The sequence below is a fragment of the Pyramidobacter sp. CG50-2 genome (assembly GCF_003612005.1).
Lineage (GTDB): Bacteria > Synergistota > Synergistia > Synergistales > Dethiosulfovibrionaceae > Pyramidobacter.
This window is the reverse complement of sequence record NZ_RAWT01000002.1, coordinates 1-21,381: the sequence shown is the minus strand read 5'-3', so window position 1 is coordinate 21,381 and position 21,381 is coordinate 1. Positions and strand designations below refer to the sequence as shown.

Here is a 21,381-nt window from a genome sequence, read left to right as displayed (position 1 = left end):
AACATCGCCCCTTCGCTCAAAATCACGCGCCGGTCCGTGCGCCGGTATTGACGACGCCCTTATAGACAAGTCCCGCTTTGGTGTCGACCGTCACAACCATTCCCGTCCGGAGCGACGCAACGGCCCCCTTGGCGCCGACGATGCAGGGCAACCCCAGCTCCAGAGAAACGATCGCCGCATGGCTGGTGAGACCGCCCTCTTCCGTCACCACGGCCGAGACTTTATCAAGATATTTGACGTAGTCTTTTGTCGTGCTGCCGGTGACCAGAACATCTCCATTCTGAATTCCCACCAGATCCTCGACCTTTTTAACGACGAGAACCCGTCCGGTGACGACGCCCGGCAACACCGGCAGCCCTCTGGCCACAATCTGGCCGATCGTATAAACGCGCAGCATGTTCGTCGTCCCGGAAACGCCCAGCGGCATTCCGGCAGTGATCACAAGCATATCGCCCTCTTCGGCGTAGCCCCGCTGCACGACGGTCCGCACGGCGTCCTTGATCGTTTGCTCCTCGGTGCCCCCTTCCGGGCACATGACAGGGAAAACTCCCCAATACAGGCACATTTCCCGGCAGCTTTTTTCCGACGGCGTCACAGCCAGAATCGGACATTCCGGGCGGTATTTGCTGACCATGGCCGCGGTCGAACCGCTGCGCGTCAGCGACACGATCGCGCGCGCCCTCAACTTCCGCGCCAATTCGACGGCCGCCATGCTCACGCCGTCGGGCACGCTGTTCTCCAGCGTCGGAACGGCAAAGGGCCTCTGCCAGCGAACGAGGCCTTCCTCCGCCCGGTGGACGATCCGCGCCATCGTCTCAACCGCGCGGACCGGATATTTTCCGGCCGCGGATTCACCGGACAGCATCACCGCGTCCGCGCCGTCGAGAACGGCGTTGGCGACGTCGTTCGCCTCTGCCCGCGTGGGACGCGGATTGCGGATCATCGAGTCCAGCATTTGCGTGGCCACGATCGTCAGCTTTCCTCGGCTGCGGCAGATGTCGATGATCTGTTTCTGAACCAAAGGCACGTCTTCCGTAGGGATCTCCACGCCTAAATCGCCGCGCGCCACCATCATGCCATTGACGACGTCGGCGATCTCCTCGAGGCGCTCGACCGCTTTTCGGCTCTCGATTTTCGCGATCAGCTTGATATCGCCGCCGGCTTCTTCGACGACACGACGTACCGCCAAGACGTCGTCGCGATTTCGCACGAAGGAGACGGCAATAAAATCGACGTCATTCTCCACGCCCCAGAGAATGTCTTCTTTATCCTTGTCGGAAAGCGTCGGCAGGCTGATCTCCGCATCGGGAACGTTGATTCCCTTTCGGTTCGACAGCAGGCCGCCGACGATCACCCTGCAGATGAGCACGTCTCCGCGGATCTCGATAATTTTAAGATGGATCGTGCCGTCGTCGATAAAGACGTCCTGCCCCACCGCACATTCGCGCGCCAGGGTCGGATGGCTCACGCCGACCCATTTGTCGCAGCCGCGGCTGCCGTCATCGGGACGCAGTTCAAAGAGCTGTCCCTGCTGAAGCGCTACCGGCTGATCGTTTTCGAGCAGCGTTGTGCGGATCTCCGGGCCTTTGGTGTCGAGCATGACCGCTATGGACGTTTTTTTCTCCGCGGCGATATCCCGCACCAAACGAAGCGCTTCCAGATGGCTCTCATGCGTTCCATGGCTGAAATTCAGCCGTGCCACGTTCATGCCGGCATCCACGATGCCGCCAAGAGTTTCCCTGTTGAGACTTGCAGGGCCAAGGGTACAGACGATTTTGACTTTATGCTCCATAGACTGGCTTCTCCTCTCTGTCGCCGAGAAATGAAGCGCTGATCCGCGCTTCCCCTCTTCCAAAGAGCGAGGCAAGATCGTCCTCAAGCGCTCTGGACAAGGTCACTCTTACATTCGGCAGCGCGATGGCCGCGGTTTCGACGTCGTTATCGACCTTGAGAATAACCGTCTGCCTCCCGCGATGTTCTTTCAGCATCGTCAGGAACCTTTTCTGCGGGATCTCCTTCAGAGCATCCAGCGACAGGCAGATTTCCACATAATCGTGGTCTGAAGCGTCATGCTCAAGTGGTTGAACGTCCGTCGCGATGATCGATCTTTCACCGCGGTCGTCCAGCCGCCCGGTGACAAGGTAAGGCTTGCCTTCGAACAACGTCGGCTTTACTTCAAGCCACGACTTTCCGTTGCGCGCCTTGGGGAAACAGATCACCTTGATTTCGTCCTCGCCGTCGTCGATGCTGAAGATTCCCATGGCGTCTCCCCGCTTCGTCATTTTTTCCTGCCATCCCGACAGAAGTCCTGCAAAGGTCGGCGTCGTGGTGTCGCTTTTCCAATAAGGAAGGTCGGCGATATGGGCGTTCGTCTTTTGTGCTGCCAGAGGGCGGAATCCATCGAAAGGGTGTCCCGAGATATACATGCCCAACGCTTCTTTTTCCATTTCCAGCTTCTCGGTCACGTTCAGATCGTCAACTTCAGCGAGCTCCGGCTGATCTTCGGACGTCATATCACCGAAGAGCGACCCCTGATCGCCCTGCGAATCCCGCCTCGAAGCGACTTCGAACAGGTTATCCAGCGACGTCAAAAGCTGCTTCCGGTTCGAGTTCAGGCTGTCGAAGGCGCCGGCCTTGATCAGACTTTCGATGACGGCTTTGCCGACGCTGTGTTTGTCGACGCGAACGATGAAATCCCAAAAGCCCTTAAAAGGGCCGCCTTCTTCTCTAGCTTTGAAAATCGAGCTCAAAGCCGCTTCCCCGACTTTTGTCACGCCGCCAAGGCCGAAGCGAATTTCATTCTTCGTCGCCGTAAAATCCGCATAAGACTGATTGATATCCGGCGCCAGAACGTCGATGCCCGAGGCGCGGACCTCGCGCACGTACCCGGCCATGACTTCCTTTTTCGCGCCGATCTTGCTGGACAGATACGCCGCCATAAACTCTTTGGGGTAATGTACTTTCAGCCATGCCGTCTGATAGGTGACGAGGGCATAGGCGGCGCTGTGAGACTTGTTGAATCCGTAACCGGCGAATTTCTCGATAATATCGAAGATCTCCGCGGCCTTCTCGGCATCGATGCCGTTCTTGGCCGCGCCGTTGATGAAGATGCTGCGGTGCTCGTCCATGACGGATTTTTTCTTCTTGCCCATGGCGCGGCGCAGCAGGTCTGCGCCTCCCAGCGTATAGCCCGCGAGCGTCGAAGCGCATTTCATGACCTGCTCCTGATAAAGCACGACCCCGTATGTTTCGTTGAGAACCGGTTCGAGCATCGGATGCAAGTAATGGACTTCTTCGCCGTGCTTGCAGTTTACGTACTGATCGACCATGCCGCTTTCCAGAGGGCCGGGACGATACAGCGCCAAAATGGCGACGAGATCGGCAAAGCGGTCGGGCCGCATCTTTTTGATCAGGCGGCGCATCCCCGACGATTCAAGCTGAAATATGCCCAACGTATCCGCGTTTTGCAGCAGCCGATAGACTTCGGGGTCGTCGAGCGGCAGACGGTTCAGATCGCCGAGCGTCGTGCCGTTGCGCTTGACGTTGGCAACCGCCTCTTCAAGGATCGACAACGTCTGCAGGCCGAGAAAATCCATTTTGACAAGGCCGAGACTGGCAACGGGATCCATGGAAAACTGGGTCGCGACCTGCCCTTCTTCGATCTGACGCACCGGAACGAGATCCGTCAATGGCTTGGGGGTGATGACCACTCCCGCCGCATGCTGAGAGCAGTGACGCGCCAGCCCTTCCATGCTGCTCGCGGAAGCCAGCAGCTTCGATATTTGCGGATCGCTCTTTTCAAGATCCTGCAGGTCCGGCGTCTGTTCCACGGCTTCCTTTATGCTCTTGGCGCCGTCAGGCACCAGATTGGCGACCTTGTTGACGTCCGCATAAGGCATTCCCATGGCGCGCCCGACATCCTTGATGGCCTGCTTGGATTTCATGCGGCCGAAAGTGATGATCTGCGAAACGTTTTCCACGCCATATTTATCAACCACGTACTTGATCAGCCGATCGCGCCCTTTGTCGGAAACGTCGGTATCGATGTCGGGCATGGAGACTCGTTCTGGATTGAGAAACCGTTCGAAAATCAGGCCAAACTTGAGCGGATCCAGTTCGGTGATCTTCATGGCGTAGGCCACCAGAGACCCGGCCGCAGAGCCGCGTCCGGGGCCGATCGGGATGCCGTGGGATTTGCAGGCGCCGATCACATCCGCGATGATCAGAAAGTAGCCGGGAAATCTCATCTGCTTGATGATTCCCAACTCATAACTCAGACGATTTTCGTATTCATCGGGAATCGCTTCGACCCCAAGGCGCTCTTTCAAGCCTTCCCGCGCTTTCTTTCCAAGGTACGTGTCGAGCGTCATCCCTGCCGGGATTTCGAACTTGGGCAGTAAATAATCCCCGGTGTTCAGGGCAAAATCGAAGTTGCACCGCTCCGCGATCCGCAGCGTATTCTCCAGGGAGTCGGGAGCTTCGCTGCCGAAATACCCCCACATCTCCTGCGCGGATCTGAAATAGAAGTCATTCACCTTGAAGGACATGCGCCCAGGATCCGTGATGACCTTTTTCGTGCCGACGCACAGCAGCAGTTCGTGCCAGTCGTAATCGCCGCTGTCCAAATAATGGGCGTCGTTCGTCGCAATCAACGGGAAATTGCTCTTTCGCGCCATCTCGATGATCAGTTTGTTGACCGCCACCTGCTCAGGGAGTTGATTGGGCATGATCTCCAGAAAGAAATTCTCCGGCCCGAAAATATCACGGTACATCTGGGCGCGTTCCAGCGCCCCTTTTTCGTTCCCTTCAAGCAAAAAACGGGGAATTTCGCCGGCCAGACAGGCGGAGGAACAGATCAACCCCCTGCTGTATTGGGCCAGCAGCTGATGGTCAACGCGCGGCTTGTAGTAAAAACCTCTCGTATTGGCGATCGACACAAGTTTGATCAGGTTGTGATAGCCTTCATCGTTCTCGGCAAGCAGCAGGAGGTGGTTGTACTTTTTTTCTTTATTGTCGATGCCATCGGGGCTGACATACATTTCACAGCCGATGATCGGCTTGACGCCCGCGCTTTTGCACTGTTGATAAAATTCGACGGCTCCATACATCACGCCGTGATCGGTCATGGCCACCGCCGGCATTCCCCACTCGGCGCAGCGCTTGGCCAGGTCGGCGCAGCGTATGGCGCCATCGAGAAGGCTATATTCGGTATGTACGTGCAGATGAACAAAATTCTTCTCTGCGGGCATAAAGATCTCCTTTCATGTCATGCAAACACGTTCGAACGCCCGGCTTCCCGCTTCTCAGGAATCATTCCCGTCGGGGGCGTCGTCGGTCTTTTCGTTGGGACGACAGTACAGCAGATCTCCATCCATGAAAGTTCCCCGCAGATACTCCGCAAGCGTACTGTTCCTCGAAGGAGAAGGGGCTGCTTTGTCGGGACGAGAGTCTTTTTTCTCGAGACGCTCCGAAGCGGCCGTTTCCGCGTCATGGCGCAGAAAATCCGCATACGGCGAGTCCTTCCCGGGCTGATCCTCCGCGAGCGCCAGCTGCAGAGGCGCATTCTCGGGGACAGAACCCGCATCGAGATGATCGAAACGCTCGACGCGGCTTCCACATTGGAGTTTTATGGACTGAATCGCCAGATCGTCCAGCCGCAGGACCGACTGAGCCGCTTTGGCCATGCGCTCGCTGTTCAGCGTCTCGTATGCCTGAACGTCGTCTTCGTTCAGGAGGACGCCCAATTCCCGTCTCTCCCGGTCATACACGATATCCGCAAGACATAACGGCACCGCGACGTTGGGGTGTTTTTCCACGGCGGAAAGAAGAGCGTCTTTCACGTTATTGTGAAGAGGGACCGGACTGCCGATGCTCTCCGCAGGAGGGGCCTCCGCCGCAGAAGGGGAACCGCCGCTCTCCGCGTCGGCGGCTTTTTCGCAAGACGGTATCCCTGTTTCAGGGGCGGTCTGGATCTTCTGCGCCGCCGAGGCCGCGCTCTCCGACGGACCGTTCCGTGCCGGAGCGAACGCGGGAACGACCGTATCGTGCGCGTCGCTTCGAAGCCGCGCCGCGCGTCCCCCAGAAGAGACCGCCGTCTCCGACGAGACAGTCTTTCCATCCGGCGGCACTTCAGAGGCGGCGCTCTTCAGAGTCCAGCTGACCAACAGCCCGCACAGAACATCGATCGAAAGTCCGCGTCGGACCTGAGGCAAGAGAGAAGCAATCCGCGCCATTAATTCTTCAAGGTGCGGCAAAGGCAGAAAATCTTTCTCCTGCGCCAGCCACTGACGCTCTTCTTCCGAAAGCGCCAAGGCGCGCAGGATCTTCTCGCCCCAGCGCTTTTGCAGCCACAAATTCCGTACGCACACAAACAACACCGACAGGAAGCGTTCAGGCTCCGCGCCCGAACGGAAGAGTCCTTCCAAAACGGGGAGCGAATTCTCCGGCGTCGCATGACTGCCGGACAGCCATTGACGGATCGAGGACGAACTGCCGCCCCCCAAAAGTTTATCCACCGTCTCCCGCGTCACGCTGCCGGAGCCTAAAGCGATCGCCTGCTCCATCAGGGACAGCGCATCGCGCATGCCGCCTTCCGAATTACGGGCGATCTCCCACAGCGCTTCATCCCGGGCATCGAGATTCTCCGCTTCCGCAACCTGCTGCAAACGATTGACGATCTGTTCCAACGTCATGCCGTGGAACGGGATATGCTGACAGCGGGAACGGATCGTCACGGGCACTTTGTGAGGGGCCGTCGTTGCCAGAACGAATATCACGCGTTCAGGGGGTTCTTCGAGCGTCTTCAGAAGCGCGTTGAATGCGCTGATCGACAGCATGTGGACTTCGTCGATGATGTAAACTTTATACGGGCAAGTAAACGACGCCAGAGCGACGTGTTCTTTGAGATTGCGAATCTCGTCGACGCTGTTGTTGGAAGCGCCGTCTATCTCAATGACGTCAAGACAGCTCCCCTCGCGGATGGCCCGGCACGTTTCGCATTCATTGCAAGGCTCGGCCCCCGTTCTGTGCGGGCAGTTTGCCGCCTTTGCAAAGAGACGCGCCACGGTGGTTTTTCCACAGCCTCTCGGGCCGGAAAAAAGATAGGCATGACCTATCGCGCCGCTTTCGATAGCGCGTGTGATCACGCCGATTGCCGCGGACTGGCCGACGACGTCGGAGAACTTTTGCGGTCTGTACCGCCGATAGAGGGATATATACACTTTCCTACCTCCAGAATGGGCCACGTTATATGAGTACTTTACAAGACATCTGTACGATCGCTCCCCATTCGCCTTACAGATTGTAATTCGCCATCGGATGCTTCTTTCTCGCTTCCGTCAAGGCCTTTACGAGCTGTAAACGAACGTGCCCCAAAGAATCTGCTCCTTCGGGCAAGGGTTCCCGTAAAACGCAGCTCACCCCGATATAGACCGCCGACGGACGGCCGCCAGCTTCGTCGACGCGAATATCATAGACGGGGGTCTCCATTTGCAGAGCCCGCCGCAGAACCATCCGCGCCTCCTCAAAGAGCTGCCTGGATTCGGAAGAGGCCGGGGCCTGCACGATCACCGTATCGTCGACTCTCAGCACAAGCCTGTTCTCCTCCTCGCTGAGCCGAGGGATCAGCAGTTTGAGGACGTTTTTGCGCTGGATTTTATGTCCTCTGCTTTCGACAGCGCCGGCGATGTAACGGATACGCTCCGATATCTTGGGATGGTCGCGATAAACGCCGGGATCGACCCAGGGCTGTTTCAGCTCTTCCGCGGCAAGACTTTCCATGACCGTGACGCCGGCGGACAGGTCATATCCCGCATTTTCGGAGATGGTTACCGCGCCGAGGTCAGCTTCCTGTTCAAGATCCCGGCTGTAAGCGTTCGAAACGGCGACGGCCGCCACATTGGAAAGGACCATCGCGGCGCCCGCCCCCCGCGAAGCGACGGCGATCGCCAGAGCCGCAAGCGAGAGCTTCTGGTTCCGCTCCATTTGGATGATCCCATGTTTCCCGTCGGCATGACTCAACTCATGAGCCATGACGAAAGCGAGCTCTGCATCGGACCTGACGAAATCTATCAGCCCCGTCGTGACATAGATATTGCCGCCGGGGATACAGAACGCATTCGGCGATTTTTCTTTCACGACATGGACGTTGTATGGAAGCGGGCGTTTCACCCAGGGCGTCAAACGATTAAAAATGCCTCTCACGCGAGCCGTCACAAGAGGATCTTCGACAAATTCCATGTTTTTGGCAATCTCTTCGGCAACCCGCTCGCCAATGGCAACTTCCCGCTTCACGGAAGCTTCGATCCCCGACTCCTTTTTCTTGCGCGCAGAGGCCGGCTCCGTGCAGCCGCAGACAAGCAGGCCGCACAGCAAAAAAACGAATATGCAGAAACGTTGGCTTTTTCTGTGGCTGAACACGGATCATCCCTCTTTTCTTTCAACGTTCTCCATGCCGGTCTCCGCAGGAGCTCCCCACAGGAGGATTTGCTTCGCTTCGAAACCCTGCGCCGCCGATGTCTTTAATCGATGCCGAGCCTTAATCCAGCTTTTCCAGCGTCACTTTATCAAGATACGATTCTATCGACGCACGCCCTTTCACGTTTCTGTCCACGTGGGTAGAGCTCTCAATCGCGCAAGCCATGGCGAAGCGAATCGAATCTTCCGTATCCATCCCTTCGGCATCCGCGATCACCATCCCGGTGACGAGAGCATCCCGCGCTGTAAACAGAAAGGCCTGGGTCTTGTCCCGCGTCATCTTCGCAAGATACGTTCCATGAGAAGTGGCAAAGACATCGCCGTAAACCTGATACGAGACCACGCTCCAGGGGATCCCCATCTCATGCACTTTGTGCGCGGCCTCGACGTAAGCCTCAAGAGAGTCCACCGGCCGGCCGGCCAGATGCTCGATCTGCGTATCGGGAACTTTCGCCATGCGGGGCTGCGTCTCCAGAGCCATCAGAAACGGAGAACCATAGGCGTCAATGTACACCGGCAAGCCCGCTTCCTTGGCCATCAGCGAAAGTTCCTTGTAGGTTTCTTTCGGCATTCCCGCCGGGAGGGAGCCGCCGATAACGACCGCTGACGCTCTGTTGATCATGCGCTTGTAATTCATGAGAAACCTTTTGCGCGCCTCGTCGTCGACCAGAGGGCCTTTTTCGTAAATGCTCGTCCCCTCATCGGGATTTTTCAGGGAAAGATAAACATTCGTACGCGTCTCTCCCTGGATATGCACAAAGTTCGTCGTTACATTTGCCCGGCGCAGCGCGTCGCGAATGTATTCGCCGTTGAAACCGGCCAGGAACCCCATTGCCACGGCACTGTAACCCAATTGCGTCAGCATCAGAGCAACGTTGATGCCTCGCCCCCCCGGCATCCTGAGGGTAGAATTCGCCCGCGACCAGCTGCCTAAAACAATCTCGTCAAGCAGATATTCTTCATCCACCGAAGGGTTCAGCGTTACAGTCACTATCATCGTAATTCCTCCATCTGACAGGCCCAACCAAGAATTTTACACAGACGTTCGATCGACAAGGGGAAACAATATCTCCGGAAAAAAATCGCTTCACGGTAAATCATACCACGTTTTATGGACGCTGAAACAACTTGGCAGTTTTCTTCAACAGGACCAGCCCTTACGAAAAATCAGAGAATGACATCCCCAACCCCCGCGACAGAGAAAATCAAAAGGCGGAACAAATAATACTATTTCTCGATTAAAATGCCGAATACAGAGACGCTGCGGAGGAGATTCACAAAGCGAGCTGCGCAGACCGCACGATGGTCGAGGCAGTCCGATCGGTTGGACTGTCTCGGGGCCCCTCGTAATTCGGTCTTTCGCCCGAGAAAGAGCATGAGACAGACTCTTTTCGTTCACAAAAAAAATCTTCCTCCGAAGAGGAAGATTTTTTTCGTACCGTTTAAATTCTAAATTGCATCAGGCGCTTTGTTTTTCGCTGGAATGCATGGTCCTGATTCCCGCGATGGACATGGCGATCCCCAGAACGATGAGGATAACCGCCAAGCAGGAAAGCAGATAGTTGGGCTGAGCGACCGCGAACCGCTCCTTCACCTCGATGATCAGCGAGAAGACCGTCGTTACAAGCATGAACCAGAAGGGAGCATACACGAAAGTATGCTTCTTTTTGAGGCCAAGCTTGACCCAGGCCGCGATGCTCAGAAGGCTCAGAGCGGCGACCATTTGGTTGGCGGCGCCGAAAATCGGCCAGATCGCCAGCCACGCCGCGATCACCTTGCCGCTCACATCGTGAGTCTTGGTGTAGACCAGGCAAAGAGCGAGGACGATAACGAAAACCGTCGCAGGATACATGCTGACTTTGCCGCCGGTAATCTCCTGGACTTGATAGCGGGCCAGACGAGTCGCCGTATCAAGAGAAGTCAGCAGGAAGCTGTTGATGGCAATGGCGCCCAAACGGGCACCGAACGTGGCGTCAAGTCCCACAAGCGTCGAGAACTTACCGAACCCCAACGAGAAAATCTGCACGGGAGAAAGTCCCTTTGCGCCTTCAAGGCCAAGCACCATCAGCGTACCGATGGAGATGACGGCCACCAGACCTTCGATCAGCATGGCGCCGTAGCCGACAAGAACGGCATCCTTCTCCTTGCGAAGCTGCTTGGACGTCGTGCCGCTGCCGACGAGGCTATGGAAACCGGAAATGGCGCCGCAGGCAACCAGGACGAACATGGCAGGCCACATGGCGCTGGAAGAGAAACCGAAGTAGCGGACGTTGGCAGCCACTACGGAAACGGTCTTGGAATCAAGCGCACTGCCGGCGAACATGCCGTACGCGCCGATGGCCACGGCAAAATACAGGAAGTAAGAGGCAAGGTAATCGCGGGGCTGAAGGAGCATCCACACCGGCAGGATGGAAGCAAAGAAAATATAAACGCCGAGGAACGCGTTCCAGAAGTTGATGTCATGGGCAAAAACGGTGTTGATCAGCCAAGGGGCCGTCTCGGCGTTCACCTTGACGCAGCCGCCGACGATCAAAGCGAGCATGACGATCGTGACAACCCAGAGAGGAACATGCCAGCGATAAATCATGAAGCCGGCGATAATCGCCAATATGATATAAAGAGAGCTGACAAACGCAACGACAGGATCAGCCGCAAACGTGCCGGCGGACATGACCAGGAAGACGGCGACGACAAGGATCAGCGTGAGGATGGTAAAACTCAGGAAAAGGAATTTCCCCGTTTTGCCGATCCATTTTTCAACGACCGCGCCGATCGACTGGCCGTCGTGGCGAAGAGAAGCAACCAGGGCGCCCATGTCGTGAGGTCCGCCGAGGAAGGTCGAACCGATGACGCACCATAAAATCGTAGGCAGCCAGCCAAACTTCATGGCTGCGGCGATGGGCCCCGTGATGGGTCCAGCGCCGGCAATCGAAGCAAAGTGGTGCCCCAGCAAGACGGCCGGATGGGCAGGACAATAGTCGATCCCATCTTCGAACTTGACAGCAGGAGTCTCGTTCGTGTCGGAAAGGCCGTACACATTCGCCATAAAGCGCCCATAAACGATGTAGCCGATGATAAATATGACAGCAGAAATACCAAACATCATTGGGAACAGCATATAAAACACACCTCCATACAATTTTTGCGCCCTTTCGTCTTGGGCGTTTTTCTATCGTGAACCGAGAGGACCTGCTTCCCCACCGGCACTCACCCCATGAGATTCCGTCGCCCCTGTGTTTTATCCCGGTGATTCCCCCTTATGAGCCAAGGCATATTTGTGCGCCGCGTCGATGAGCTGGGTAAGATCGGTCAGTCTTTTCAATGAATCTCCCAGAGGGGTATACTGATAGACCTCGACAAAGCCGTTGAATCCCATTCGGAACGATTTGCTTCTTGAAGTGGTATTCCCTTCTGGGCGGACAAAAATATAGCGTTGAAGCATCAAGCCTTTTTGGTGCCTGGCATTTTTAAACAGACACTCAAGGTCCCCATCCTCATATTTCCAGATAATATAATCATCAGCTTTATACCGCCCCACCTCGCCCAGCAGCCCCGCTTTTATGAAATCGACCCGACGATAAACTCCCGACGCGCTGCCACTTTGCCATGGTACAAAACGCCAGTCGTCCCAATAAATTTTTCCACCCGTTAAGTAGGACATATCGATCATCTCGGGCACTCTCCTGCACGATATGGTATCCATTCGACTGCATACAGCGTATTTTATCCATCTAACTTTTCAAATCTTACCACAAAAGCAAAACGCCGTATACAAGCAACTTTTCTCTTTTGGGGGTTGCAAAAATTGCACAGAGCATTTATAATCTCATACGTTGCAAACAAAAAGGGCGATTAGCTCAGTGGAAGAGCGCTTCCTTCACACGGAAGAGGTCACAGGTTCGAACCCTGTATCGCCCACCATATGGAACCAGCAAATCCGTGAGACGAATCGTCTTGCGGATTTTTTTATTCTCCGAGCCGCTGTTATCGCGGCTTCAGTATAGCATATTAATACATAAAAATCGACATGCCGGACCGCGCAAAAGTTTTAATATTCCGTGCGCCTCATGTGCTGCCCATAAAACGAACGAATTGGGCTCTCTCCTTACTTTATTATACTGGGGCAAGATTCTCCAGATCCGCGCCAACCCCTACAACATCATCGACCGGCACCGAAAAAATCGTGCTTTTCTCCGGAGATTTCTCCGCCAGGGTTCTGCTGACGGCGGACATGATCTTCGCTTTCTCTTCGCGTTGGACCAGTATCGTCAAGATTTCCATCTCATCATACAGCTTCAGCCCAAAAAAACTTTCCGTAGTTTCGTCGCCCACAGCGCGGGCCTTCATCACGGTCCCCCCGCGCGCGCCAGCGTTCCGAGCGGATTTCATGATCGAATCGACGAAACCATCTTCTGTGCTGACAATGATCAATTCATATTTGTTTTCGTTAGTCTTATACATGACGCGCTCCTCGTTTTTTTTCTCACGAACGGCTGACAGGTAACGACGCGGTATTCCCCGGTTCACGGATGAAAGCGGGATGGTAAAAAGGATCCCTCGCCCGGCGTTGCGAAGCTGCATGGCGTCCGAGATCTGGGTGATGAGGGCGGGGATCCAGGAGCGCGGGGTCAAGCTGAACACAACGACTTTTTCCTTTTCGCCGATGCCCAGGATGTCCAAGATCTCGGTGCTCGCCGTTCCCCTCCCCCAGCAGGAAAGCGTCAGGGAAACGTTTTTTCCTTTGAAGAAATTTGTGGCCTGGACCGCTTTGGTTCGGTCAACGATCGTGACCATGAGTTCCATTACGGGCAATTTCTCAGTCATTATAGGCAAGCTCCTCTGGAGTGTACTCGATAATAACGAAGTTGTCGTAGACCTTACTGACCGGCGGCTGTTTGGCAGCGGCCTTCAGACGCATGTTATACAGCACGCCAAGAATCTGGATCGAAATGAGCGGCGTCATCGCCACCATGGCAACGACGCCAAACGCGTCCGTCAGGATGGAACCGCCCGCGCCTTCGCACGCGCCCATGGCCAAAGGCAGAAGAAACGTCGCCGTCATGGGACCGCTGGCAACGCCGCCGGAGTCGAAGGCGATCCCGGTAAAAATAGGGGGAACGAAAAAAGTCAAAACGAGCGCCAGCGCGTAACCCGGAATGATGATCCAGTAAATGGACAGTCCCGTAATCGCGCGCAACATCGCAAACGCAACGGAGCAGGCCACGCCGCAGGCCAAACTGACATGCATGGCTCGTTGCGAGATGGTGCCGCCGGTAATCTCTTCGACCTGCTTGTTCAGAACGTGGACGGCCGGCTCCGCGTCGACCACATAATAACCGATAATCAGTCCGAGGGGCAACAGCAGCCATCTGTACTCGGACATGGCCAGCGACTTGCCGATGAAGTGTCCGGCCGGCATGAAGCCGACGTTGACGCCGGTAAGGAAAAGCACGAGCCCGATAAACGTATAGGCGACCCCCACGACGATGCGGATCAGAGAGCCACGGCGAAAAAGGGCAAAGATCCCTTGAAAAACGACAAAAAAAGCGACAACGGGCGTCAAGGCGAGCGAGACCTCTTTCAAATAAGCGGGAATTCTCACAAAGAAGCTTTCGGCAATGTCGATCGAAGTCATCTTGTCCATCGGCACAATCGTTTGGGATGCCGCCGTTGTCTGGGGATCATAGATCATCCCCAGGAGCATCACCGTCAAGATGGGGCCGACGCTGCAGAGAGACACGAGACCGAAGCTGTCCTCCTGAGACGATTCATCGTGGCGCATCGACGCCATGCCGACGCCGAGAGAGATGATAAACGGGACGGTGATCGGTCCCGTCGTGACGCCGCCGGCGTCAAAAGCGACGGGGATAAACGACTGCGGCGTAAAGTACGCGAGAAGGAAAACCACCCCATACAGAAACAACAAAACGTGAGCGAGATCGATCTTCAACAGAGGGCGAAGCATCGCGATGACAAGAAAAACGCCGACACCGCCGGCAACCGTGATGATCAGCGTAAAATCCGAAACCGCCGGCACCTGCCCGGCCAATACCTGCAGATCCGGCTCGGCGATCGTCGTGATCAGACCGAGCAAAAAACAGACGGGCACGGCAAAGGAGAGTTTGCGCAGCAGAGTGATCTGCTTTCCGACGCCCTCCCCCATCGGCATCATGGCCATGTCCGCGCCGAGAGAAAAAAATCCCATCCCCACGATCAAAAGCACCGCGCCGACAAGAAAAAGCATCAGTATCTCCGCAGGCATGGGGACGATCAATGCGCTCAGAGCGACGACCAAGAGAGAAATAGGCGTAACCGACTTGAGCGCCTCGCCGACCTTCCCCTTCAACTTATTCAATGCCTTCAGCCTCCCTGAAACGCTACCGCACACGGCAGCTTTGTATTTTTGACAAAAGTGTTCCTTTTAAAAACTCGAACCTTGTGGCGTTCCGAGAGAGCCGCAAAGCGACACACACAGTATAACAAAAAAACCTCGCCGCAAGCGAGGTTTCTCGAGAAATTCAATCAACTGACAGTCAAATGGTGGGCCCACCAGGGTTCGAACCTGGAACCTCCCGGTTATGAGCCGGCAGCTCTACCCTTGAGCTATGGGCCCTCTTCAGATCATGCAGCCAGACGACGAACGTTATTCAACCGCAATACACGAAACCGGACAGCTTTTCACAGCCTGTTCCACCGCTGCATTGCCTTCCTGGCGAATGACTTTCGCCACGCCGCGCTCCTCGTCGAGAGAAAAAACGTCCGGCGCGATTTGCACGCAGACGCCGCAGCCAATGCACTTCTCCGTATCTAGGGTCACAAACATGAGCCAGTCCCCTTCCCACGACGCACAATTATAACCAGCGCCACGACATGAGTCAACCCATCATCCACCCGGAGTTCAGAAGAGCGAAACGCGCTCTTCGCCATGCAAAGAGAGCCTCAGCAAAGCTTTATATTCGCCGACGGCTTTTTCCTCCGGCTCGTCCACGGCGATAAACACGCCCATACCGACCAATTCCGCGCGAAATTCATGCACGACCTGAACCATTCCGGCAGCAGTGCTGCCGCCGTGCATGAAGTCGTCGATCAGAAGCACTTTGTCGCCGGGCGAAAGGACTTTCGTCCCCATATACATTGAGCGGACTTCGCCGCTCTGCGTCGGATAATGCACGCAGACGGCCGGCCCATCGCTGGCGCGGTTTCGAAAGCGGCACACCGCCAGAGGCACGCCCAAAGCCCTGGCCGTCGCCAGTCCAAGGGGGATCCCTTTCACCTCCGAGGTCATGATCAGAGAGGGATGAAGATCTTTGAAATCCGAAGCGAAAGCCAATCCCAAGACATCCGTATAAACCGGATTGAAGAGGATGTCCGCATAATAGATCAGCCCTCCCGGCAGCAAACGACTGGGAGCGGAAAGGATTTTCGCGACGTTCTTCAAAAACTCTTCGCGGCGTTCCGAGGACAACGCGGGGACGAGAAAAGCCCCGCCGGTACGGCCGCGATCTACGACCAGACGGCCGTACCCTTCCCGCGTCAGGGCGTCGTTCACCATGGACACGTCGTCGCTGATCACCGTCTTCGAAACTCCGAACTCATTGGCCAGACCGGTCAGTGAAATCTGACATGACGGGGAAGAAAGAAATTTGGAAGTTATACGAATAAGCCGTTCCGTACGCTGACCTTTCATGTCGTGTCACACCTTTTCTTTTTCGATCGATTCAAAAAACAAGCACGTCCTCCACCCAGGGCAACGCGGTGCTGAAACCGCGAAAGTCGTTCTTATTCCACAAGGCAAAGGCAGAGCTGCCGCTGCCGCTGATTCCCCAGGCGATGGCCCCGCTCCGATAAAAATCGGCAAAAAGCGCTCGATATTCGCCGCGTTCCCTTAAAAGCAGATCGGAAAAATCGTTCGGCAGCAGGCCGCAGAACTCTCCGCGCACAAGCCGGTCAAAAACTTGACGCGCTTCCGAGCACGCCCGCTCGCTCGTGCTTTTCCATCCGTCATGAAAATATTCGTCCAGTCTGGCAAACATATCGGCCGTCACACAACGCCACGTCGGTATGGCGACGACGACTCGCCATTGGGCTGGGGAGGCCTGCAGCGGCGAGAGTTTTTCCCCCGCCCCCCGCGCAAGCGCCGCAGAAACCCGGCTGAGCAGAAACGGAACGTCGGCGCCGATCTCCGCAGCGAATCGTCCCACGGGATACCCCGCCGACGCCAGATAATCCAAAAGCGCGGCGGCGTCGCCGCTGCCGCCGCCCAGCCCCGTTCCCGGCGGCACTCTTTTCTCGAGGCACATGTCCAGCGGCGGTACGGCGATGCCCGCAGCACGGATCCTGTCCAGCGCTTTCAAAAGAATATTGCGTCCCTGGATGCCTGACTTTGTCCGGCTAAAAATTACCCTTACATTATCCTCTACATCCTCATTAATTGTCAAGCAATCAACCGGCCCGATTTTGAAAAAGACGGAGCACAGGTCATGATAACCGGATTGCAGCCTGCCCACAACTCGCAAAGACAGATTTATCTTGGCCCAGCAGTTCCGAAATTCCACCTCGATCAGCCTCCTGCACGCTGCGACAAAAAAAGAGGCCGGAGCCTCTTTTTGAAATAATCAACGCCTCTTCATTCCGGAGAAGACTCTGCTTTTTAGTCTTTTTTCAAGAGAATTCTCTTTTCGCCGACACGCCGCGTGATCCCTCTTCCGTCCATGTACTCAAGGACAGGCAGGACGAACTTGCGGCTGCTGCCCGTCAAATCCCGCACTTGCGCCAGCGTGAACCCTCCCTCGATCCGGCTCAGCCGGGCCAGAAGCGGATTGAGAATCTCGACCGCGAGGACAAACGTCCCTTCAAGAACGACGACTTCATTGTTCTTTTTCAGCTGATCCAGCAGTTTTCTAAAATCTCCGGCCGTCATGTTCAGGTTTTTCGGCAAAGCCTCGATTTCCGGCAGCTGAAAACCGCACCTGGAACAATGATCCAGCAGTTTTTTCCGCGCCTCGCTGTACGCAGAGTCGTCGACGGCTGCAAACTTCGGCAGCGCCAGCACGTCTCCGTCAACTCTGAACCGGCTCTGCTCGACGGCCTTTTCCAGGATCAGGCGGCCGATTTTCCGTTCCGACTCAGAGAAGACCTGATTGATCAGCGATTCCGGCGCGATCCCGCGCTGGTGCGGATAAGCGGCATGGAACGCCTTCGCTGCGGCACGAAGTTTTTCCACGGCGTTCCGATAGCTTTCCGCCGAAAAGATCATGCCGTCGCCGACGTGGAGACGCACCAATTTGCCGCCGCTTTCCAGCTTCTCGAGGACCGCGGCAAGGTCCTGACGGCGCTCTTGCGCCTGCACCATGAGTTCGCTCATGGAAAGGCTCCCCTCGAAGTTCACGATCGCGCCGACCCGTTCCTCGCGGGTCAACGTCCCGCTGAGCGCGACCAGACGGTCGCGTTCCGATTCGCGGCGTTTCCTGCCCGAGGGGCGGCTCGCATAGGGGACGAGCACTTCTCCGCCGCCGATCGTCCGCAGCGGGCTGTAAAAGCGGATCACAAAGCGCTGCCCCAGCGAAGCGACCACCGGCTCTTCCAGAACCAGCTGAACGGGGGCGGTCTGACCGGGACGGAGATTTTTTTCGTCGAGCAGGGAAACTCTGGCCAGGACGTCGGACGTGCCGATGTGAAGCCGGACGCGCTGCCAATGTTCCAGAGGTTCGGGAACGAAGCCGAGCAGTTTGAGCATCACGTCAAGACACGATGTCGCTTTGTAGACGCCGTCCGCGCAGACGACGTCGCCGTGCCGGATCTCATTCAGATCGAGATCGTTCAGGCACATGGCGACGCGCTGTCCGGCATAGGCGGACTCGACGGTTTTCCCGTGGACCTGCACCGAGCGCACGCGCGATCTCCGCCCGGAAGGATAGACTTCGATCTCCTCGCCGGGAGCAATGCTCCCTTTGTAGGCCGTACCGGTGACGACCGTGCCGAATCCCGCCACGGGAAACGCTCGGTCGATCGGCATGAAGTAAGCGCCGCTGCGCTCCCGCGGCTTTACCTGATCCACCAGACGCTCCAGCGCGCGCCGTAATTCGTCGATGCCGGCGCCGGTCACCGAAGAGACGCTCACGACCGGGCAGCCCTCGAGGAACGTGCCGGCCGTCAGAGTGCGGACGTCCTCTTCGACGAGTGCGAGCATCTCTTCGTCGACCAGATCCTTTTTCGTGATGGCGACGATGCCGTGCTGAACGCCAAGCAGGCACAGGATGTCCAGATGTTCCCGCGTCTGCGGCATCACGCCTTCGTCCGCAGCGACGACCAGCATGACCGCGTCGACGCCGGAAGCTCCCGACACCATCTGCCGGATGAAACGGTCATGACCGGGAACGTCGATCAGGCTGATCACGCGCTCGCTGGGCAGGACCAGCGGCGCGAATCCCAGTTCGATCGTGATGCCGCGTTTTTTCTCTTCGCCCAAACGATCGCAGTCGATTCCCGTCAGAGCTTTGACCAACTGCGTTTTGCCATGGTCGATGTGCCCCGCGGTTCCGACCACGAGCGAAATTTCGCACCGGCTCATCGTTCCGTCACCAGAGCTTCTCTCAGCGAATTCATCAAGACGCTCTCGTTCTCGGCCGGGAGCGTGCGCATATGGAGCAAAAGCTCATTGCTGCGCGCTCCGGCGACGACGGGCAGAGTACAGCGGCGCAGGCGTTCCTGCAGAATGCCGGCGTTTAAATTCTCGTTGGCCGGAAGCAGCGAAACCGCCCAGCCCGGCAGCGGACGTTCCGGATAAGCGCCGCCGCCGACCGCGTCTTCGACCGGCACGACTTTCGTCTGCAGACAGAAATCGGCCAGTTCGGCATCGATCCTTTTTTTCAACCGGACGGCGCGGGCTTTCAGTTCGTCCGCGGGAACGGCGATCATGCCGAGCGAAGGAATCTTTTTCCAATCGCCGCGAAGATAGAGGCGAAGCGTCGCTTCCATGGCCGCCAGCGTCATTTTGTCGCAGCGCAGAGCGCGCAGCAGCGGGTATTTGCGGATCCGGTCGACGATCTCTTTCTTGCCGACGATGGCGCCAATCTGCGGACCGCCGAGAAGCTTGTCGCCCGAAAAAGTGACGACATCGACGCCGGCTTTCAGACACTCGTTCACGGTCGGCTCGCCCTCGAGCCCCAGCGTCTGAGCGTCCACAAGAATGCCGCTTCCCAGATCCTCCACCATCATCAGTCCCTTAGCGTGGGCCAGTTCGGCCAGATCCTCCCGAAGCGGCAGGGACACGTACCCCGTGATGCGGAAATTCGACGGATGGACTTTGAGCAGCATCGCCGTCTCTTCGCCGATCGCGTTTTCGTAATCCTTCAGATGAGTGCGGTTCGTGCAGCCGACCTCCACCAGGCGGGTCCCGGCGAAACTCATGATGTCGGGGATGCGGAACGAGCCGCCGATCTCCACCAGCTCCCCGCGGGACACGACCGCTTCCTTTTTGCCGGCCAGCGCGGCGAGCACCAGCAGCACCGCGCCCGCGTTGTTGTTCACGACGAGCGCGGCTTCGGCTCCCGTCAGCTGGCAAAGGAGCCATTCCACGTGGAAATTTCTCTGCCCGCGCGCGCCGCTTTCGAGATTGTACTCGAGCGTGCTGTACCCGCAGGCGGCGGCGCGCGCCGCCTCGGCCGCTTCGGCGGAAAGGCAGGAGCGTCCGAGATTCGTGTGCACCACGACGCCGGTGCAATTCAGCACGGGACGCAAACTGGGACGCAGCCGGCGTTTCAACTCCTGACGCAGTTCCGCAAAAAAAACGTCGTCGTCAAAATTCAGCACCTCTCTGTCGAGGATCATGTCGCGCCAGCGTTCCAGAGCGTCGCGGCACAGACGCTTGAGACTGTCGCGGTCGATAATGCCGCCGAATTCGCCCAAGCGGCCGTCGGTGAGGATTTTTTCCATGGAAGGGAGTGAACGCATCAACTCCTGGACGGACTCGACCTTACGCTGCTTCTTAACCAATATGAACACGCTCCCACAGTAAATTTCGAGTAGCATTTTCAACCTTGAATGCTATAATCATTATTGTTGTCATTTATTATCTCACGAATATCGGAATTGGAGGAAAAAAGATGATTCAAATCGATGCCAGAGGCAAAGCCTGCCCCGAACCCGTGATCATGACCAAGAACGCCGTCGCCGACAATCCTGACGCCGTCGCCGTGCGCGTGGACAACGTCCCGGCCACGCAGAACGTCTCGCGCTTCTTCGAAAGCAGGGGCTACAAAGCCGTTGTCAGCGGAGAAGGCACAGATTTCACCGTGACCGGCACCCGCGACGGTTCGCTGCCGGCCCCCGCAGCCTGCGGCGGCGATCTCGTGCCGTCGGCCAAGCTGAAGAACGCCGTTTTCATCGCTCACAGCAGGATCGGCGGCGACGATCCGGAGCTTGGCGAAGTGCTGATGAAAGCCTTCCTCGGCACGCTGGTGCAGTACGACGAAAACGAACGCCCGTCAGTCATCGCCCTGATGAACGAGGGCGTCACGCTTGCGGAGCGGGGCACGTCCAGCGCCGAAACGCTTCGCGATTATGTGGCGCGGGGCGGCACGGTGCTTGTCTGCGGGACCTGCCTGAAGCACTTCGGCCTGATGGAAAAAGTCGGAGTCGGGATCGTCTCCAACATGTTCGAGATCGTTTCCACTTTGCTTGCCTGCAATACTCTTTCTCTATAAATTCCCAACTGCAAATCTAGGGCTTGTTTAAAAAACGTCAAAGTTGCCTAAATCGATCCAATCGCTTAAACTTTTCTCATGGAAGAGAGAAGATATGAACTGACCTCCAGCGAGTGGAATCGAACCAAGAGAATGCTGCCGCCCGAACACCCGAAATCAGGTCAACGTGGACGCCCGGCAAAATACGATAACCGCAGGATCA

General features: G+C 56.8%; 15 protein-coding genes and 2 tRNA genes. 2 read left to right on the top strand and 15 right to left on the bottom strand.

Going from position 1 to position 21,381, the window contains the following annotated elements; genetic code table 11:
• Nucleotides 1–22 precede the first annotated feature (22 nt).
• From pyk to D7D26_RS00550, 7 genes are all read right to left on the bottom strand, one after another.
• A complete protein-coding gene (pyk, locus tag D7D26_RS00580; protein ID WP_120371625.1) occupies nucleotides 23–1,792 on the bottom strand; it encodes a pyruvate kinase in 1,770 nt (589 codons plus the stop codon).
• Complete coding sequence (dnaE, locus tag D7D26_RS00575; protein ID WP_120371624.1) at nucleotides 1,782–5,249, bottom strand: DNA polymerase III subunit alpha; 3,468 nt, start codon at nucleotides 5,247–5,249, stop codon at nucleotides 1,782–1,784. The genes pyk and dnaE overlap by 11 nt, the downstream gene beginning before the upstream one ends.
• Before the next feature lie 54 nt (nucleotides 5,250–5,303).
• Complete coding sequence (gene dnaX, locus D7D26_RS00570) at nucleotides 5,304–7,220, bottom strand: DNA polymerase III subunit gamma/tau (RefSeq protein ID WP_120371623.1); 1,917 nt, start codon at nucleotides 7,218–7,220, stop codon at nucleotides 5,304–5,306.
• A 73-nt stretch (nucleotides 7,221–7,293) separates the two neighbouring features.
• Entirely contained in the window at nucleotides 7,294–8,238 is a 945-nt protein-coding gene (locus D7D26_RS00565; protein ID WP_233543418.1) for a M48 family metallopeptidase, read from the bottom strand.
• A 298-nt stretch (nucleotides 8,239–8,536) separates the two neighbouring features.
• A complete protein-coding gene (locus D7D26_RS00560; protein ID WP_120371621.1) occupies nucleotides 8,537–9,472 on the bottom strand; it encodes a 1-phosphofructokinase family hexose kinase in 936 nt (311 codons plus the stop codon).
• 462 nt (nucleotides 9,473–9,934) lie between these two features.
• On the bottom strand, nucleotides 9,935–11,593 hold the full coding sequence (locus tag D7D26_RS00555) for a carbon starvation CstA family protein (protein WP_120371620.1): 1,659 nt from the start codon (nucleotides 11,591–11,593) through the stop codon (nucleotides 9,935–9,937).
• 120 nt (nucleotides 11,594–11,713) lie between these two features.
• Nucleotides 11,714–12,145 (bottom strand): hypothetical protein, encoded by a 432-nt coding sequence (locus D7D26_RS00550; RefSeq protein ID WP_078015155.1) that lies wholly within the window; start codon nucleotides 12,143–12,145, stop codon nucleotides 11,714–11,716.
• A gap of 176 nt (nucleotides 12,146–12,321) precedes the next feature.
• Here D7D26_RS00550 and D7D26_RS00545 point away from each other — a divergent pair.
• Nucleotides 12,322–12,396: transfer RNA gene (locus D7D26_RS00545), tRNA-Val, on the top strand.
• Nucleotides 12,397–12,588: 192 nt separating this feature from the next.
• Here D7D26_RS00545 and D7D26_RS00540 read toward each other — a convergent pair.
• From D7D26_RS00540 to selA, 8 genes are all read right to left on the bottom strand, one after another.
• On the bottom strand, nucleotides 12,589–13,299 hold the full coding sequence (locus D7D26_RS00540; RefSeq protein WP_120371619.1) for a hypothetical protein: 711 nt from the start codon (nucleotides 13,297–13,299) through the stop codon (nucleotides 12,589–12,591).
• Nucleotides 13,292–14,830: a DUF1538 domain-containing protein gene (locus D7D26_RS00535; RefSeq protein ID WP_233543412.1), complete on the bottom strand. Its 1,539-nt coding sequence runs from the start codon at nucleotides 14,828–14,830 to the stop codon at nucleotides 13,292–13,294. Before D7D26_RS00535 ends, D7D26_RS00540 begins: the two co-directional genes overlap by 8 nt.
• A gap of 183 nt (nucleotides 14,831–15,013) precedes the next feature.
• A tRNA-Ile gene (locus D7D26_RS00530) sits at nucleotides 15,014–15,088 on the bottom strand.
• A 30-nt stretch (nucleotides 15,089–15,118) separates the two neighbouring features.
• On the bottom strand, nucleotides 15,119–15,298 hold the full coding sequence (locus tag D7D26_RS00525) for a ferredoxin (protein ID WP_078015158.1): 180 nt from the start codon (nucleotides 15,296–15,298) through the stop codon (nucleotides 15,119–15,121).
• A 75-nt stretch (nucleotides 15,299–15,373) separates the two neighbouring features.
• Nucleotides 15,374–16,162 carry a phosphoribosyltransferase family protein gene (locus D7D26_RS00520; protein WP_078015159.1) on the bottom strand — a complete coding sequence of 263 codons (789 nt, stop codon included), beginning with the start codon at nucleotides 16,160–16,162 and terminating at the stop codon, nucleotides 15,374–15,376.
• A 31-nt stretch (nucleotides 16,163–16,193) separates the two neighbouring features.
• Complete coding sequence (locus D7D26_RS00515) at nucleotides 16,194–16,829, bottom strand: GHMP family kinase ATP-binding protein (RefSeq protein ID WP_120371617.1); 636 nt, start codon at nucleotides 16,827–16,829, stop codon at nucleotides 16,194–16,196.
• Nucleotides 16,830–17,125: 296 nt separating this feature from the next.
• Nucleotides 17,126–19,045: a selenocysteine-specific translation elongation factor gene (gene selB, locus D7D26_RS00510; protein WP_120371616.1), complete on the bottom strand. Its 1,920-nt coding sequence runs from the start codon at nucleotides 19,043–19,045 to the stop codon at nucleotides 17,126–17,128.
• Entirely contained in the window at nucleotides 19,042–20,427 is a 1,386-nt protein-coding gene (gene selA / locus D7D26_RS00505; protein ID WP_120371615.1) for an L-seryl-tRNA(Sec) selenium transferase, read from the bottom strand. Before selA ends, selB begins: the two co-directional genes overlap by 4 nt.
• A 152-nt stretch (nucleotides 20,428–20,579) precedes the next feature.
• Between selA and yedF the strand changes: the two genes are divergently transcribed.
• Nucleotides 20,580–21,179 carry a sulfurtransferase-like selenium metabolism protein YedF gene (yedF, locus tag D7D26_RS00500; protein ID WP_120371614.1) on the top strand — a complete coding sequence of 200 codons (600 nt, stop codon included), beginning with the start codon at nucleotides 20,580–20,582 and terminating at the stop codon, nucleotides 21,177–21,179.
• The last annotated feature ends 202 nt before the right edge of the window (nucleotides 21,180–21,381 follow it).

Bases quoted from the DNA above. Each gene is read 5' to 3' on its own strand.
- selB (WP_120371616.1), bottom strand. From the start codon at position 19,045: ATGAGCCGGTGCGAAATTTCGCTCGTGGTCGGAACCGCGGGGCACATC.
- dnaE (WP_120371624.1), bottom strand. From the start codon at position 5,249: ATGCCCGCAGAGAAGAATTTTGTTCATCTGCACGTACATACCGAATAT.
- pyk (WP_120371625.1), bottom strand. From the start codon at position 1,792: ATGGAGCATAAAGTCAAAATCGTCTGTACCCTTGGCCCTGCAAGTCTC.
- D7D26_RS00525 (WP_078015158.1), bottom strand. From the start codon at position 15,298: ATGTTTGTGACCCTAGATACGGAGAAGTGCATTGGCTGCGGCGTCTGC.
- yedF (WP_120371614.1), top strand. From the start codon at position 20,580: ATGATTCAAATCGATGCCAGAGGCAAAGCCTGCCCCGAACCCGTGATC.
- D7D26_RS00540 (WP_120371619.1), bottom strand. From the start codon at position 13,299: ATGACTGAGAAATTGCCCGTAATGGAACTCATGGTCACGATCGTTGAC.
- D7D26_RS00565 (WP_233543418.1), bottom strand. From the start codon at position 8,238: ATGGAATTTGTCGAAGATCCTCTTGTGACGGCTCGCGTGAGAGGCATT.
- D7D26_RS00520 (WP_078015159.1), bottom strand. From the start codon at position 16,162: ATGAAAGGTCAGCGTACGGAACGGCTTATTCGTATAACTTCCAAATTT.
- selA (WP_120371615.1), bottom strand. From the start codon at position 20,427: ATGCGTTCACTCCCTTCCATGGAAAAAATCCTCACCGACGGCCGCTTG.
- D7D26_RS00550 (WP_078015155.1), bottom strand. From the start codon at position 12,145: ATGATCGATATGTCCTACTTAACGGGTGGAAAAATTTATTGGGACGAC.
- D7D26_RS00560 (WP_120371621.1), bottom strand. From the start codon at position 9,472: ATGATAGTGACTGTAACGCTGAACCCTTCGGTGGATGAAGAATATCTG.
- D7D26_RS00555 (WP_120371620.1), bottom strand. From the start codon at position 11,593: ATGCTGTTCCCAATGATGTTTGGTATTTCTGCTGTCATATTTATCATC.